This is a genomic window from Pseudomonas sp. DSV-1 (assembly GCF_035830915.1).
GTDB lineage: Bacteria > Pseudomonadota > Gammaproteobacteria > Pseudomonadales > Pseudomonadaceae > Aquipseudomonas.
In genome coordinates, this window is the sequence record NZ_JAYMYG010000001.1 from 4,300,032 (window position 1) to 4,316,086 (window position 16,055).

Here is a 16,055-nt window from a genome sequence, read left to right on the forward strand (position 1 = left end):
CTAATGAATCATGGGCGCTCTGTCTGTAACAGAAATAGGGTTACCCTCCTTGAACAGTGCCGTGCGAGCCGCCTCACCTGTCAAACTGCGATCCGCAAACACCAAAACTTCAGGATTGAGCCCTGCCAGCGCCTCCACAGAAAACGGCTTGTAGCCGGTGTGGGTGGCCAGGTTATGTCCGCCAGCTTGAGTCAGCAGCCAGTCTGCCGCCGTATCCTTGCCGGCAATCAGCGGCTTGCCCCCCGCGTGCCCCAATAACAACAGCACCCCAGGCTTCTTGTGATCGGCTTGTGCCGCCTTTACCTGCTGCTGATGACGAACAAGTTGTTGCTGGTAGTCATTGAACAGTTGCCCCGCTTGCGCCTCGTTACCCAGCAGTCGCCCCAAATGCTTCAAGGTGGCTTCAAGGCTTGCAAGATCGGCCTTGGCCGAAAACATCTCTACCGGGACACCTGCACCGCGAATCTGTGCCAAAACCGGCGGCGGTCCCATCTCGTCAGTGCCGATCAGGACATCCGGTTTCAGGCTCAGGATCCCTTCTGCCGAAAGCTGGCGCTGATAACCGATGCTGGGCAGCGACTTGAGTGATTCAGGATGTTGGCTGGTGGTATCGACCCCAACCAATTTAGACTCCGCGCCCAACGCGCTTACCCACTCCGAAAGCGCTCCACCCGCGCTGACCCAGCGTTGTGGCAACTCGCCAGCCAGGCTGGCATGACTGATCATAAGGCCTGCACAGAGCGAAATCAGGCGGGTACTCAGGCGCATACAGGGGCATTCCTTGAAAAAGAGGGCTCAACGGGACAAGGGGATTGTCACGCCGTGAAAACAGCACATCGCAGAGCAAACCGCCATTTGATAATTGTTTGCATTTGCACGTCAACCTCTTAACCCACGCTGAAACACGTCAACCACACAGCCGTTTGGCTGCTATTAAGGATTGCCATGAAGTTTTTATGCCCCTCACAGGCACTAAGCGAAGGCGCCAGCCGTGGCTTCGAGCTGGATGAGCTGAGCCTGCTCGTCATTCGTCGTGAAGGCCAGGTATATGCCTACAAAAACCGCTGCCCCCATCGCGGGGTAACACTGGAATGGCAACCGGATCAGTTTCTCGACTCAAGCGCCAGCCTGATCCAGTGCGCGACTCACTCGGCACTGTTTCTGATCGAAAGCGGTGAATGCGTTGCCGGGCCTTGCGCCGGGCAGTATCTGACAGCCCTTGACTGCCGTGAAGACAGTCAAGGGATCTGGATTACGCCACAAGTGTCAGAGGATGACGTCTAGTCGGCGATCAACCACCACTCCATCAGGCGTCAAGTTTACGCCATACGCCAGCACTTGCACCCCGGCAGCGACCGCCTCGCGCAACGCTGCCGCGTAACCGGGGTCGATCTCCTGGGCCGGACGCACCGCGTCGATACCCGTAAGGTTGACGCAATACAGCTGAACGGCACGCACCCCTTCACGCGCCAGGGTGGCAAGCTCGCGCAGATGCTTGGCACCACGCTGCGTAACAGCATCCGGAAATGCAGCGACACGAGAGTCGTCAAAACCCAGGGTCACACTCTTGACCTCTACAAAGGCAAAGCCTTGGGGGTATTCCAGACGGAAATCAATCCGGCTTTTTTCCTGGCCGTAAGGGACTTCACGCTTGAGTGCAGTGAAGCCATCAAGCTCAGTAATCACCCCTGCCAACAACGCCTCCTCGATCAAGTGATTGGCTCGCGCGGTATTCACGCACGCCAACCGCCCTTGCGGGGTTTGGCTGATTTCCCAAGTGCCCGGCAATTTGCGCTTGGGATCATTGGAGCGGCTGAACCAGACCTGACCACCTTCGACCATGCAATTGAGCATGGAGCCCGTATTCGGGCAGTGGATGGTCATCAACTCGCCAGTGGTGGTTTCGATATCCGCCAGGAAACGCTTGTAGCGCTTGATCAGCCGCCCTTCTTCCAGTTCAGGTGAAAAACGCATCAGCCTTTCCAGCTCTTGAGACCAAGGGCGATCCGCTCAACGGCCTCCTGCAGGCGCGGCAAACTTTGAGTGTAGGCAAACCGTACGTGGTGCCCTGACTTGAAGCGCCCAAAATCCAGGCCCGGCGTAAAGGCTATGTGCTGGGTTTCAAGAAAGTGCTGGCAAAATGCAAACGCATCGCCGCCAAACGCGCTGATATCGGCGTACAGGTAAAACGCACCCTCTGGCTCTACCGCAATACCAAAGCCAAGCTCACGCAAGGCCGGCAACAGAAAGTCACGACGCCGCCCGAATTCGGCCCGACGCTCTTCCAGAATGGCCAGTGTCTGCGGTTCAAAACAGGCCAGGGCTGCGTATTGAGCCATGCTTGGCGCGCTGATATAGAGGTTCTGCGCGAGCTTCTCCAGATCAGCCACGGCTTCAGGCGGTGCCACCAGCCAGCCCAAACGCCACCCGGTCATGCCGAAATACTTGGAAAAGCTATTGAGCACAAACGCGCTGTCATCGACTTCAAGCACGCTCGTCGCATCGCAGCCATAGGTCAGGCCATGGTAAATCTCATCCACCACCAGATGCCCGTTGCGGGCCTTGATCGCCGTAGACAGTGCCGCCAGCTCATCACGGTTCAAGATCGTACCGGTAGGGTTGGCCGGGGATGCCACCAGCGCACCTACACTGTCTTGATTCCAGTAGCGCTCGACCAGATCCGCCGTCAGTTGGTAGCGCACCTCCGGGCCAACCGGCACCAATTTCGCGGCTCCCTCTACCAGACGTAGGAAATGTCGATTACAGGGGTAGCCAGGATCTGCAAGCAGCCAGTGTTTTCCGGGATCGACCAGCAGGCTGGATGCAAGCAACAAGGCGCCAGAACCACCTGGAGTGACAAGTATCCGTGAAGGATCGATGTTCAATCCATAACGCTGCTGATAGAACCCGGAGATCGCCTCGCGCAGCTCCGGCAGACCACGTGCTGCGGTGTAGCGGGTTTTTCCGGCAGCCAGGGCGGCCTGCCCCGCGGCAATGATCGGCTCAGCCGTGGTGAAATCCGGCTCCCCGATTTCCAGGTGAATCACATCGTGCCCCGCAGCCTGAAGCTCGTTGGCACGCGCCAACAACGCCATCACGTGGAACGGTTCGATTGCGCGGCTGCGCGCACTGTAAGACTGAGCCATGAGCCTGCCTTCCTGGGTAAGCAAAAGCCTGATTCTACCCAAGCAGTGCCACAAGGGAGAGCTAATTACTGTCTTAGGCAAGCGGCCTATAGAACCAAACAACCCAGCCTTTGGTCATAGCTCGACTAAAATTAATATTCAGGTACTAATCTCAAGCACCACAGGCTCTGTACACAACCACTGACAACGGGCTAGACATGCGGGAGTAGCGCAGCCCGATTTGATCTGGTAAGTTCGCCCGCTTGCAGCCGCAGGGCCGGCAGGTGTCGGTGATGTTGCAATCCTGCGCAATGGATTAGAAGAATGAGAGGCGGTCCATTTCATGCCCACACAAACCAAGCAACAGAATACTCAACTTAGCGGCTTCGAACCCTACGTTGAAAAGAAGGGCGAAGAGTACATGGGCGAGCCCATGCGCAAGCACTTCACCAAGATTCTGCAAAAGTGGAAACAGGACTTGATGCAGGAAGTCGACCGCACCGTTGATCACATGAAAGACGAAGCGGCAAACTTTCCTGACCCATCCGACCGCGCTAGCCAGGAAGAAGAGTTCAGCCTGGAACTGCGCGCCCGCGATCGCGAGCGCAAGCTGATCAAGAAAATCGACAAGACTCTCCAACTGATCGAAGACGAGGAATACGGCTGGTGCGAATCCTGTGGTGTCGAGATCGGTATTCGTCGACTCGAGGCCCGTCCTACTGCCGACATGTGCGTAGACTGCAAGACCTTGGCTGAAATCAAGGAAAAACAAGTCGGCAAGTAATCGCTGGCTTGACTGAATGGGGCGTGCGAACGCCCCATTTTTGTTTTTGGACTTTCTGTGTCCTGCGTGGGAGCGGGCTTGCTCGCGATAGCATCACCGCGCCAATCGCTCTAAACCGGGTAGCCCCATCGCGAGCACGCCCGCTCCCACACAAAACCGGCCCACGTCCATGACTGCTCCCTCCTACATCGGGCGCTTCGCCCCAACGCCCAGTGGCCACCTGCACTTTGGCTCGCTGGTCGCCGCCCTCGCTTCTTATCTGGATGCCCGCTCTGTGGGTGGCCGCTGGCTGCTGCGCATGGAAGACCTCGACCCTCCCCGCGAAATGCCCGGTGCACAAGCCGCCATTCTGGATGCCCTTGAACGCTACGGTTTTGAATGGGACGGCGAACTGGTTCGCCAAAGCGACCGTCACGAGGCATACGCCCAAGTGCTGAACCGACTGTTCAGCATGGGCCTGGCTTACGCCTGCACCTGTTCGCGCAAACAGCTTGAAGGCTATAACGGCATTTACCCGGGGCTGTGCCGCAATGCGGGCCACTCGATGGAAAACGCCGCTATCCGCATACGCGTCCCCGAGCTCGAATACCGTTTTGAGGATCGGGCTCAGGGCTTGTTTGGTCAGCATCTGGGACGGGATGTGGGGGACTTTGTGATCAGGCGCCGGGACGGCCTGTATGCCTACCAACTGGCCGTGGTGCTCGATGACGCCGCCCAGGGTGTGACGGATATCGTGCGTGGCGCCGACCTGCTGGACTCCACACCGCGCCAGCTCTACCTGCAGGAGCTGCTGGGCTTGTCACAACCGCGCTACCTGCATGTGCCGCTGATCGTGCAGCCCGATGGCCACAAGCTCGGCAAATCGTACCGCTCGCCGCCCCTGACACCCGAGCAGGCAACACCATTGCTGCTTCGCGCCTTGCGCGCCCTGGGTCAGACGCCTGACGAATGCTTGAACGACGCCACCCCGCGTGAAGTCCTGGATTGGGGCATCGCTCACTGGAGCGCAGCCAAAATCCCGCGCACACTGACCCTCCCCGAAGCGCAATTACGCTGACAACCCTTGCAGGTTGCCAGCCATCCGTTACCATCGCCGCACGTTTTTGGGCATGCGGCCTGTAAAAGTGAGGGCGGGATGTATATCTATCGATTGGTCCTGTTGTTGGTTGTCGGGATCTACCTGTTTTCTCCCGCCATCATGGATTGGTGGATCGATGCGACAGGTGCCTGGTACAGGCCCTATCTGCTCTGGCTGATTCTGATCGTTGTGACCTTTATTCTTCAGAGCCAAAAAGATGCCGATGAGCTTTAGCCTGACCCAGATGATCCTGATCAGCGCCGCCTACCTGGGGGTACTGTTTGGTGTGGCCTGGATCAGTGAACGCGGCATGATCCCGCGCGCAATCATTCGCCACCCGCTGACCTACACACTGTCGCTGGGCGTCTATGCCAGTGCCTGGGCGTTTTACGGCACGGTGGGCCTGGCCTACGAATACGGCTATGGATTTCTATCCAGCTACCTGGGGGTTTCCGGGGCCTTTTTGCTGGCGCCCGTGCTGCTCTACCCCATCCTGAAAATTACCCGCACTTATCAGCTTTCATCCCTGGCTGACTTGTTCGCTTTCCGTTTTCGCAGCACATGGGCCGGTGCGCTGACCACGATTTTCATGCTCATAGGCGTGTTACCGCTGCTGGCCCTGCAGATCCAGGCCGTGGCCGACTCCATCAGCATCCTCACACGCGAACCCGTGCAACACCGCGTCGCCCTGAGCTTCTGTGCGCTGATTACCCTGTTTACGATCTTCTTCGGCTCGCGGCACATCGCCACCCGTGAAAAACACGAAGGTTTGGTCTTCGCGATCGCCTTTGAGTCGGTAATCAAACTGATCGCCATTGGCGGGGTGGGCCTCTACGCGCTTTATGGTGTGTTCGACGGCCCGCAACAGCTTGAAGTCTGGCTGCTGCAAAACCAGACCGCCCTCGCCGCTCTGCACACGCCATTGCAAGAAGGCCCGTGGCGTACCTTGCTGCTGGTGTTTTTCGCCTCGGCCATCGTGATGCCGCACATGTATCACATGACCTTCACCGAGAACCTCAACCCGCGCGGACTGGTCAGCGCCAGCTGGGGCCTGCCGCTGTTCCTGCTGCTGATGAGCCTGGCCGTGCCGCTGATTCTATGGGCTGGCCTCAAGCTGGGCGCCACCACCAATCCCGAGTACTTCACCCTCGGTATCGGCATCGCCGCCAACAGCAAACCCCTTGCGTTGCTGGCCTATGTCGGCGGATTGTCTGCCTCTAGCGGGCTGATCATCGTCACCACCCTGGCACTGTCCGGCATGGCCCTGAACCATCTGGTGCTGCCGCTTTATCAGCCACCCGCCGAAGGCAACATCTACCGCTGGCTGAAGTGGACCCGCCGGGCACTGATCGTAGCCATCATCATGGCTGGCTATGGCTTTTACCTGCTGCTGGGCGCCGAACAGGATCTGGCCAACCTCGGTATCGTCGCATTCGTCGCGACCTTGCAGTTCCTGCCGGGCGTGCTCTCGGTACTGTACTGGCCGACCGCCAACCGACGCGGCTTTATTGCCGGATTGCTGGCAGGGATTCTGGTGTGGATGGCGAGCATGCTGTTCCCGCTGATCGGCAACTTCCAGGGGTTCTACATCCCGTGGCTGAACATGATCTATGTGCTGGACGACACCAGCTGGCACATGGCGGCAATCGCCTCACTGGCAGCCAACGTCCTGATGTTCACCCTGATTTCGCTGTTCACCAACGCCAGCCCCGAAGAGGCCAGTGCCGCCGAAGCTTGCGCCGTCGACAACGTACGCCGTCCACAACGGCGCGAGCTGCACGCCGCCTCACCGCAAGAATTCGCCACCCAGCTGGCCAAACCGTTGGGCGCCAAGGCGGCACAAAAAGAAGTCGAGCAAGCACTGCGTGACCTGTTCTTACCGTTCGACGAGCGCCGCCCCTACGCCTTGCGCCGTTTGCGCGACCGTATCGAAGCCAACCTTTCAGGCTTGATGGGCCCCAGCGTTGCCCAGGACATGGTCGAAACCTTTTTGCCCTACAAGTCGGGCGGCGAAAACTACGTCACCGAAGACATCCACTTCATTGAAAGCCGGCTTGAGGACTACCACTCACGCCTGACGGGGCTGGCAGCCGAACTCGACGCCTTGCGCCGTTATCACCGCCAAACCTTGCAAGAGCTGCCCATGGGCGTTTGTTCGCTGGCCAAGGATCAAGAGATCCTGATGTGGAACAAGGCCATGGAAGAGTTGACCGGTATCCCGGCCCAGCGTGTGGTGGGTTCGCGCCTGAGCACCCTGGGAGATCCGTGGCGAGAGTTGTTGCAAGGCTTTATCGACCTGCCTGACGAACACTTGCACAAGCAGCACCTGGCCCTGGATGGCCAGACTCGCTGGCTCAACCTGCACAAAGCCGCGATCGATGAACCTCTGGCCCCAGGAAACAGCGGCCTGGTGTTACTGGTCGAAGACCTTACAGAAACCCAGATGCTCGAAGACAAGCTGGTGCATTCCGAGCGACTGGCCAGCATCGGACGCCTGGCGGCGGGTGTCGCTCACGAAATCGGCAACCCTGTCACCGGGATCGCCTGCCTGGCGCAAAACCTGCGCGAGGAACGCGAAGATGACAGCGAGCTGACTGAAATCAGCAGCCAGATTCTTGAACAGACCAAACGTATCTCGCGCATCGTCCAGTCCTTGATGAGCTTCGCCCATGCCGGCAGCCACCAGCACAATGACGAGCCCGTCTGTCTGGCCGAAGTGGCACAGGATGCCATTGGCCTGCTGGCCCTGAACCGACGTAATTTCGAGGTGCAGTTCTATAACCTCTGCGACCCTGATCATTGGGTCGACGGAGACCCGCAACGACTCGCCCAAGTATTGATCAACCTGCTCTCCAACGCCCGTGACGCCTCACCGGCCGGGAGTGCAGTGAGGGTCAAGAGCGAAGCCAGCGAGCACACCGTCGACCTCATCGTGGAAGACGAAGGCACAGGCATCCCCAAGAACATCATGGATCGATTGTTCGAACCGTTTTTCACCACCAAGGACCCTGGCGAAGGCACCGGTCTGGGCCTTGCACTGGTCTATTCCATCGTTGAAGAGCATTATGGACAAATCACCATCGACAGCCCGGCTGACATTCACAGCCAACGCGGAACCCGTATCCGGGTGACACTACCGCGTCATGTCGAAGCGACGTCCGCTGTGAACTGAGACCGTCGAGAGAACCGAATCAATGCCGCATATTTTGATCGTCGAAGATGAAACCATCATCCGCTCCGCGTTACGCCGTTTACTGGAGCGTAACCAGTACCAGGTCAGCGAGGCCGGCTCGGTGCAAGAAGCACAGGAGCGTTTCAGCATCCCCTCGTTCGACTTGATTGTCAGCGACCTGCGCCTGCCAGGCGCTCCGGGCACCGAGCTGATCAAGCTCGGCCAAGGCAAGCCGGTGCTGATCATGACCAGCTATGCCAGCCTGCGCTCGGCTGTTGACTCGATGAAAATGGGCGCTGTCGACTACATCGCCAAACCCTTTGATCACGATGAAATGCTGCAAGCGGTGGCGCGTATTCTGCGTGACCGGCAAAACGTCCAGAGCGCACCTGTCGAGCGCCCTGCCAAACCGGGTGTCAGCGACAAAAGTGCTGTGGATAACAGCAACGGTGAAATCGGCATCATCGGCTCCTGCCCACCCATGCTGGACATGTACAGCAAGATCCGCAAAGTCGCGCCAACCGATTCCAATGTCTTGATCCAGGGTGAATCCGGTACCGGCAAAGAGCTGGTTGCACGCGCCCTGCACAATCTTTCCCGGCGTGCCAAGGCACCGATGATTTCGGTGAACTGCGCAGCCATTCCTGAATCTCTGATCGAGTCCGAACTGTTCGGCCACGAAAAAGGCGCGTTTACCGGCGCCAGCGCTGGCCGTGCAGGCCTGGTTGAAGCGGCCGACGGCGGAACACTGTTCCTTGATGAAATCGGCGAACTGCCGCTTGAGGCCCAAGCCCGTCTGCTTCGCGTGCTGCAAGAGGGCGAGATTCGCCGCGTAGGTTCCGTGCAGTCGCAAAAGGTCGATGTACGCCTGATTGCCGCGACGCACCGCGACCTGAAAAGCCTGGCCAAGGTCGGTCAGTTCCGCGAAGACTTGTACTACCGCCTGCACGTCATCGCACTCAAGCTGCCCGCATTGCGCGAGCGTGGCGCTGACGTGAACGAAATCGCCAACGCTTTTCTTGCACGCCAAAGTGCCCGCATTGGCCGCACTGACCTGAAATTCGCCCCCGATGCCGAGCGGGCAATCAGTCATTACTCCTGGCCGGGTAACGTGCGTGAACTGGAAAACGCAGTAGAGCGAGCGGTGATCCTGTGTGAAAGCCCGGAAATTTCGGCTGAACTGCTGGGTATCGATATTGAGCTGAGCGATCTGCAAGACGATGATTTTATCGGCCTGGCCCCGCAGCAGAGTATCGTCAACGGTAACACCAGCCTTGATCCGACCGAAGATCTGTCACTGGAAGACTACTTCCAGCACTTCGTGCTTGAGCATCAGGACCACATGACCGAGACAGAACTGGCCCGCAAACTGGGGGTCAGCCGCAAGTGCTTGTGGGAGCGGCGCCAACGCCTGGGCATTCCTCGGCGCAAAACCGGCGTGCCAAGCGAGGGCTAGGTAACACGTTTAAATGTAAAAAAACTGTTACCTCAGTCAAATCACGTAACAAAAGCCGGGTCTTAAGGTAACGATGACCCGGCTTTTTTTTGCCCTGAAAAAAGCAAAAACACTAAAAAACCCTTATTTTGCTGGCCCGTGCAAAAGTTGGCACGACCCCTGCTATATGTATTCGTACAAGAACAATAAGAATCACAGCAACACACAATAAAAATAAGACGTATCGGCTCACGCATAACAAGAACAACACGGCGGAGGCGCAGCTAACTGATTGTTTTGGAGAGGCGTTGTAAATGGGGCTTGCCCCACGACTAGGCAGAGAACAACAAAAACTGCACTTAAAGCAGAGCCTGAACTAGTTGGATCATGGATCACATCAACACAGCGACCAAAGCAATCCGTTTGCTCTTATCTCCCGATTGGGAGGGTTACTCAGGCAAGACCTCTGTAACCAGGGCGATTAACAAAAACAAAAAGCCCGCAATCAATAATAAAAATAGAGCATGCAATTCATTCTGGGGGAGCTTTGGCTCCCCTTGTGCTTGCTGCGATTCAGAAAAAACTCCCACGGCTCTACCTCAACGTTCTCGCAGCTATTTTTGCCTGTTACCTGCAGCTTCGCTCACAAGAGCGACTCAGCGTCCTACACCATCCCCTGACTAAATGCTAGAATCCCCGCCCATCATGCGGTCATTCTTCGTTTTGGCCGAACATTCCTTCAAACAGTGCATCCCATGCTGAAGAAGCTGTTCCAGTCATTCCGTTCCCCCAAGCGTCGTACGCAACAACTGCGCAGCACCCCTGAAGTGCTCAACAGCAGCCAACACTCGCTGCAACGTGCCCAGTTCAGCCGCTACGCGGTCAACATCGTCGAGCGCCTGCAGAACGCCGGTTACCAGGCCTATCTGGTAGGCGGTTGCGTACGCGACATGCTGCTCAACATCACGCCAAAAGACTTTGACGTCGCTACCAGCGCCACGCCTGAACAAGTGCGCGCCGAGTTTCGCAATGCGCGAATCATCGGTCGACGTTTCAAACTGGTGCATATCCACTTTGGTCGCGAAATCATTGAAGTCGCAACCTTCCGTGCCAATCACCCGCAAAACGACGAAGAGGAAGACAGCAACCAGTCCTCACGTAACGAGAGCGGGCGCATCTTGCGCGACAACGTTTACGGCACCCTTGAAGAAGACGCCCAGCGTCGTGACTTCACGATCAACGCCCTGTACTACGACCCGGTCAGCGAACGCATCCTCGACTACGCCAATGGCGTACACGACATACGTAACCGCTTGCTGCGCCTGATTGGTGACCCGCAACAGCGCTACCAGGAAGACCCGGTGCGCATGCTGCGCGCAGTGCGTTTTGCCGCCAAGCTCAACTTTGGCATCGAAAAACACACCGCCGAGCCGATTCGCGAACTGGCCCCCATGCTGCGCGAAATCCCCTCGGCACGGTTGTTCGAAGAAGTCCTCAAGCTGTTCCTCTCGGGTAACGCTTCAGACACCTTCGAAATGCTGGTTGACCTCGAGTTGTTCGACCCACTGTTCCCGGCCAGCGCCGAAGCACTGGAACACAATCCGACATACACCCACACCCTGATCAGCGAAGCCTTGCGCAACACCGATCTGCGGATCAAACAGGGCAAACCGGTAACTCCGGCCTTCCTGTTTGCTGCCCTGCTCTGGCCTGCCCTGCCGGCCCGTGTACTGCGTCTGCAAGATCAAGGCATGCCGCCCATTCCTGCCATGCAGGAAGCCGCGCACGAACTGATCGCCGAACAGTGCCAGCGCATTGCCATTCCCAAGCGTTTCACCATGCCGATTCGCGAGATCTGGGACATGCAGGAGCGCCTGCCACGGCGCAGCGGCAAACGTGCCGACATGTTGCTCGACAACCCGCGCTTCCGTGCCGGCTACGACTTCTTGCTGCTGCGTGAAAGCGCAGGCGAGCAGACCAATGGCCTGGGCGAGTGGTGGACGGACTATCAGGACGCCAATGACAGCGGTCGCCGCGACATGATTCGTGACCTGAGCAACGCCAAGGATGACGGCACCGGGCCTGCACCGCGTAAACGTCGCCGCACCAGCGGTGCCAAGCGCAAACGCAGCGCCGCAGCGGACGAGTAAGCGATGGAGCGCGTCTACATTGGAATGGGCAGCAACTTGGCCGCCCCTGAAGAACAATTGCGCAGTGCCGTCCAGGCACTGGCGCAATTGCCTGACTCCCGACTCGTCGGGGTGTCGGCGTTCTATCAAAGCGATTCATTGCTACCCGGTCAGCCGCGCTACACCAATGCCGTGGCCGCCATCGACAGCACGCTGCCACCTCTGGACCTGCTCGACGCACTGCAAGCCATCGAGCTAGATCAAGGTCGCGAACGCCACGAACGCTGGGGCCCGCGCACCCTGGATCTCGACATTTTGCTGTTTGGCGATCGCCTGATCGACGAACCCCGCCTCAAAGTCCCCCACTACCACATGCACGCCCGGCCTTTTGTGCTCTACCCCCTGGCTGAAGTGGCGCCAGCATCCCTGAAACTCGCCGATGGCCGTAGCCTGTCGCAATTGCTGGCCGACTGCCCATTCATCGGGCTTGAGCGCATCACCGCTTAAGCTGAAACGAATCAATAACCGGGTAACACCTTTGCGGTAACACCCGGAATTGACTTCCTGTGAGCTCGTCACGACTATAGGCATCCCGCTGCCATCCGCTGGATGGCGCAATGTGAAAAGCAGGCTTTATAAGCGCCCTCTATAAAGGTGTGCCTGTTCATAACGATGAATCACACGCGTTACTCGCAGTGGTTATCACACTGCCTGACGAGGATCCTTTTCATGCCAGCTATTACCCTGACCACCCTGCAAAGCCTTAAGCAAAAAGGTGAAAAAATCACCATGCTGACGTGCTATGACGCCACCTTTGCCCATGCCTGCAATCAGGCCGGTGTTGAAGTGTTACTGGTAGGCGACTCCCTGGGCATGGTTCTACAAGGGCATGACAGCACATTGCCTGTGACGACCGCCGACATGGCTTACCACGTGGCTTGCGTCAAACGCGGTAACCAGGACGCCCTGATTCTCGCAGACATGGCCTTCATGGCGAATGCGACCCTGGAACAAAGCCTGAACAACAGCGCGCTGCTGATGAAAGCCGGCGCGCACATGGTCAAAGTCGAAGGCGCCGTGTGGCTCGCCGAATCGATTCGCGCCATGACCGAACGAGGTATCCCGGTGTGCGCGCACATGGGTCTGACCCCGCAGACGGTGAACGTACTGGGCGGTTACAAAGTTCAGGGACGCAACGAAAACCAGGCGCGCCAGATGCGTGCCGACGCCATTGCCCTGGAGCAAGCAGGCGCAGCCATGCTGCTGCTTGAGTGCGTACCGAGCGAACTGGCGGCAGAAATCACCCACGCAGTGAAAATCCCGGTGATCGGCATTGGTGCCGGCAGTGACACAGACGGACAGGTTCTGGTGCTGCACGACATGCTCGGCCTGTCGCTGACGGGGCGCGTGCCCAAGTTTGTGAAGAACTTCATGACCGGCCAGCCTGACATCCAGTCCGCCCTGAGTGCCTACGTCACTGAAGTCAAAGCCGTCAGCTTTCCTGCTACCGAACACGGATTCTCTGCATGAACACAGTTAAAACCGTTCGCGAATTGCGCGCCGTTATCGCCCGTGCACGCCGCGAAGGCAAACAAATAGCCCTGGTTCCGACCATGGGCAATCTGCACAGCGGTCATGGCGCCCTGGTCACCACCGCCGCGCAACAGGCTGACTTTGTAGTGGCCAGCATTTTTGTAAACCCGCTGCAGTTTGGTGCCAACGAAGACCTCGCCACCTATCCGCGCACTCTGGCGGCCGATCAGGAAAGACTCCTGCAGGCAGGTTGCCATTTGCTGTTTGCCCCAACCGTCGAGGAAATGTACCCCAACGGCATGGAGGGCCTGACCCGTGTTACTGCCGCCAAGTTGAGCAATGAACTGTGCGGCAGCCGTCGCCCGGGGCATTTCGATGGCGTGACCACGGTGGTCAGCAAACTGTTCAATATGGTTCAGCCTGATCTGGCGATCTTTGGCCAAAAGGACTACCAGCAGCTGGCAGTCATTCGTGCAATGGTCAACGACCTCAACTTTCCGATCCAGATCATCAGTGAACCGACCGTACGCGCCGAAGATGGCCTGGCCCTGTCTTCGCGAAATGGTTACCTGAGCGAAGAGCAGCGTGCCCTGGCACCTGCGCTGTACCGTCATTTGAGCGAGATGGCTCACGCCATTGAAGCTGGTGAGCGCGATTACCCGGCATTGGTCAGCCAGCATCTGGCGCAGATCGAAGCCATCGGCTTTCGCCCCGACTACCTGGAAGTGCGTCACGGCCAGACTTTGCTCCCGGCCACGGCCACTGATCGTGACCTGGTGATTTTGGTCGCGGCTTTTATGGGCGCCACCCGTTTAATCGACAACGTGCACTTAAACCTCGACAGCGCGCTCTGACAGAGCCGACTGCGCGGACCCGCGGAATGACCCGCACTCCATAAAGAAACACTGAAACGATTCAGCTCGTGTGACACAGCGGTGACAAAAGTTACCGTTTGTTGTCAGACAAAGCCAAGACAGAAGCAGGCGAGAGAGGTACTGTAATCGCCCTGCTTCTAGCTGACGTGCAGAATCAGACCGACCGGGCACCTCGATAATAAAAAGGTGCAGGCGTTTTCAGTGTCCAAAGGCAGTTCAAGCAAAAAGGATATCCGCAGCGATGGCGTACTACCGCACCCCTCATGACGTTACCGCTCTGCCCGCTTGGCAAGCGTTGAAACTCCACCGCGCTGACATGCAAAATTTCAGCATGCGCGACGCGTTTAACAGCAACCCCAAACGTTTTGAAGAATTCACCCTGAGCAGCTGCGGGCTGTTTCTGGACTACTCGAAAAACCTGATCACCAACGAGACCCGCGACCTGTTGGTCAATCTCGCCAACGAGGTCGATCTCAAAGGCGCGATCAAGTCGCTGTTTGGTGGCGAAATCGTCAACGCCTCTGAAGGCCGTCCAGCCTTGCACACCGCGCTGCGCCGCCCGGTTGCCGACAAACTGTCGGTGAACGGCGTGAACATCATGCCCGAGGTGCATAAAGTCCTGAACCAGATGACCGAGCTGGTCGGCAGGATTCACGACGGCCTGTGGCGTGGTTACACCGAAAAACCGATCACCGATATCGTCAACATTGGCATTGGTGGCTCTTTCCTGGGCCCCGAGCTGGTCTCTGAAGCGCTGTTGTCCTACGCCCAAAAAGGGGTGCGTTGCCACTACCTGGCAAATATCGACGGCAGTGAATTCCATGAACTGACCGCCAAATTGCGCGCCGAAACCACGCTGTTTATCGTTTCGTCCAAATCCTTCAACACCCTCGAAACCCTGAAAAACGCTCAGGCTGCCCGGGCCTGGTACCTGGCCCAGGGCGGTTCGGAAGCAGAGCTGCATCGCCACTTTATCGCCGTATCGAGCAACAACGCGGCCGCTGTGGCCTTCGGTATTCGCGAAGAGAACATCTTCCCGATGTGGGACTGGGTCGGCGGGCGTTACTCGCTGTGGTCGGCCATCGGCTTGCCAATTGCCCTGGCAATCGGCATGTCCAACTTCAAGGAGCTGCTGTCCGGTGCCTACACCATGGACCAGCACTTCCAGACCGCTCCGTTTGAACAGAACATGCCTGTGCTGATGGCCGCACTGGGTGTCTGGTATGGCAATTTCTGGGGCGCACAAAGCCACGCGATCCTGCCGTACGACCACTACCTGCGCAACATCACCAAGCACTTGCAACAGCTGGACATGGAGTCCAACGGCAAAAGCGTGCGCCAGGACGGCACTCCGGTGTCCACCGACACGGGTCCTGTCATCTGGGGCGGCGTAGGCTGCAACGGTCAGCATGCGTATCACCAGTTACTGCATCAGGGCACCCAGCTGATCCCGGCCGATTTCATCGTGCCGATCGTCAGTTTCAACCCTGTGGCCGATCACCATCAGTGGCTGTATGCCAACTGCCTGTCGCAAAGCCAGGCTCTGATGCTGGGTAAAACCCGCGAAGAAGCCGAAACTGAATTGCGCGACAAAGGCATGGCCGAAGAAGAGGTGCAAAAACTCGCACCGCACAAGGTGATTCCAGGCAACCGTCCGAGCAATACCCTGGTGGTTGAACGCATCAGCCCGCGTCGTCTGGGCGCGCTGGTTGCGCTGTACGAGCACAAGGTCTTTGTGCAAAGCGTGATCTGGGGCATCAACGCCTTCGACCAATGGGGTGTCGAGCTGGGCAAGGAACTGGGCAAGGGCGTTTACAACCGCCTGGTCGGCAGCCAGGAAGAGCCGGCCGACGATGCTTCGACCCAAGGTCTGATCAACTACTTCCGCGGTCGCCATCGCGGTTGATTGATAGCCAGCCAGTCT

The 16,055-nt window shown here is 58.0% G+C and carries 14 protein-coding genes; 11 read left to right on the forward strand and 3 right to left on the reverse strand.

The window, feature by feature from the left end; translation table 11 throughout:
* On the reverse strand, positions 1-768 hold the full coding sequence (locus VSQ83_RS20180) for a heme/hemin ABC transporter substrate-binding protein (RefSeq protein WP_442800241.1): 768 nt from the start codon (positions 766-768) through the stop codon (positions 1-3).
* Between the two features lie 177 nt (positions 769-945).
* Here VSQ83_RS20180 and VSQ83_RS20185 point away from each other — a divergent pair, with 177 nt between their 5' ends.
* Positions 946-1,284 carry a Rieske (2Fe-2S) protein gene (locus VSQ83_RS20185; RefSeq protein ID WP_326427384.1) on the forward strand — a complete coding sequence of 113 codons (339 nt, stop codon included), beginning with the start codon at positions 946-948 and terminating at the stop codon, positions 1,282-1,284.
* Here VSQ83_RS20185 and sfsA read toward each other — a convergent pair.
* Together sfsA and VSQ83_RS20195 are read right to left on the reverse strand one after the other, a co-directional pair.
* Positions 1,267-1,974, reverse strand: coding sequence for a DNA/RNA nuclease SfsA (gene sfsA / locus VSQ83_RS20190; protein ID WP_326427385.1), 708 nt, complete (start codon positions 1,972-1,974; stop codon positions 1,267-1,269). The two genes, VSQ83_RS20185 and sfsA, sit on opposite strands and share 18 nt — an antisense overlap.
* Positions 1,974-3,146, reverse strand: a complete 1,173-nt coding sequence (locus VSQ83_RS20195; protein ID WP_326427386.1) for a pyridoxal phosphate-dependent aminotransferase — start codon at positions 3,144-3,146, stop codon at positions 1,974-1,976. Before VSQ83_RS20195 ends, sfsA begins: the two co-directional genes overlap by 1 nt.
* A gap of 322 nt (positions 3,147-3,468) precedes the next feature.
* Between VSQ83_RS20195 and dksA the strand changes: the two genes are divergently transcribed.
* The 10 genes from dksA (at position 3,469) to pgi (ending at position 16,037) form a co-directional block, all read left to right on the forward strand.
* A complete protein-coding gene (dksA, locus tag VSQ83_RS20200) occupies positions 3,469-3,909 on the forward strand; it encodes an RNA polymerase-binding protein DksA (protein WP_133078285.1) in 441 nt (146 codons plus the stop codon).
* Between the two features lie 169 nt (positions 3,910-4,078).
* Entirely contained in the window at positions 4,079-4,966 is an 888-nt protein-coding gene (gluQRS, locus tag VSQ83_RS20205; protein WP_219262446.1) for a tRNA glutamyl-Q(34) synthetase GluQRS, read from the forward strand.
* 6 nt (positions 4,967-4,972) lie between these two features.
* Positions 4,973-5,221, forward strand: a complete 249-nt coding sequence (locus VSQ83_RS20210) for a hypothetical protein (protein ID WP_169716037.1) — start codon at positions 4,973-4,975, stop codon at positions 5,219-5,221.
* The gene (locus VSQ83_RS20215) at positions 5,205-8,159 is read left to right on the forward strand and encodes a sensor histidine kinase (RefSeq protein ID WP_219262445.1); all 2,955 of its coding nucleotides are present in this window, start codon (positions 5,205-5,207) and stop codon (positions 8,157-8,159) included. Before VSQ83_RS20210 ends, VSQ83_RS20215 begins: the two co-directional genes overlap by 17 nt.
* Positions 8,160-8,181: 22 nt before the next feature.
* Positions 8,182-9,615: a sigma-54-dependent transcriptional regulator gene (locus VSQ83_RS20220; protein WP_133078288.1), complete on the forward strand. Its 1,434-nt coding sequence runs from the start codon at positions 8,182-8,184 to the stop codon at positions 9,613-9,615.
* A 734-nt stretch (positions 9,616-10,349) separates the two neighbouring features.
* Positions 10,350-11,744: a polynucleotide adenylyltransferase PcnB gene (locus VSQ83_RS20225; RefSeq protein ID WP_133078290.1), complete on the forward strand. Its 1,395-nt coding sequence runs from the start codon at positions 10,350-10,352 to the stop codon at positions 11,742-11,744.
* A gap of 3 nt (positions 11,745-11,747) precedes the next feature.
* Positions 11,748-12,230 (forward strand): 2-amino-4-hydroxy-6-hydroxymethyldihydropteridine diphosphokinase, encoded by a 483-nt coding sequence (gene folK, locus VSQ83_RS20230; RefSeq protein WP_133078291.1) that lies wholly within the window; start codon positions 11,748-11,750, stop codon positions 12,228-12,230.
* Between the two features lie 222 nt (positions 12,231-12,452).
* Positions 12,453-13,253: a 3-methyl-2-oxobutanoate hydroxymethyltransferase gene (panB, locus tag VSQ83_RS20235; protein WP_133078292.1), complete on the forward strand. Its 801-nt coding sequence runs from the start codon at positions 12,453-12,455 to the stop codon at positions 13,251-13,253.
* Positions 13,250-14,110, forward strand: coding sequence for a pantoate--beta-alanine ligase (panC, locus tag VSQ83_RS20240; protein WP_133078293.1), 861 nt, complete (start codon positions 13,250-13,252; stop codon positions 14,108-14,110). Before panB ends, panC begins: the two co-directional genes overlap by 4 nt.
* 262 nt (positions 14,111-14,372) lie before the next feature.
* Positions 14,373-16,037 carry a glucose-6-phosphate isomerase gene (gene pgi / locus VSQ83_RS20245; RefSeq protein ID WP_133078294.1) on the forward strand — a complete coding sequence of 555 codons (1,665 nt, stop codon included), beginning with the start codon at positions 14,373-14,375 and terminating at the stop codon, positions 16,035-16,037.
* The last annotated feature ends 18 nt before the right edge of the window (positions 16,038-16,055 follow it).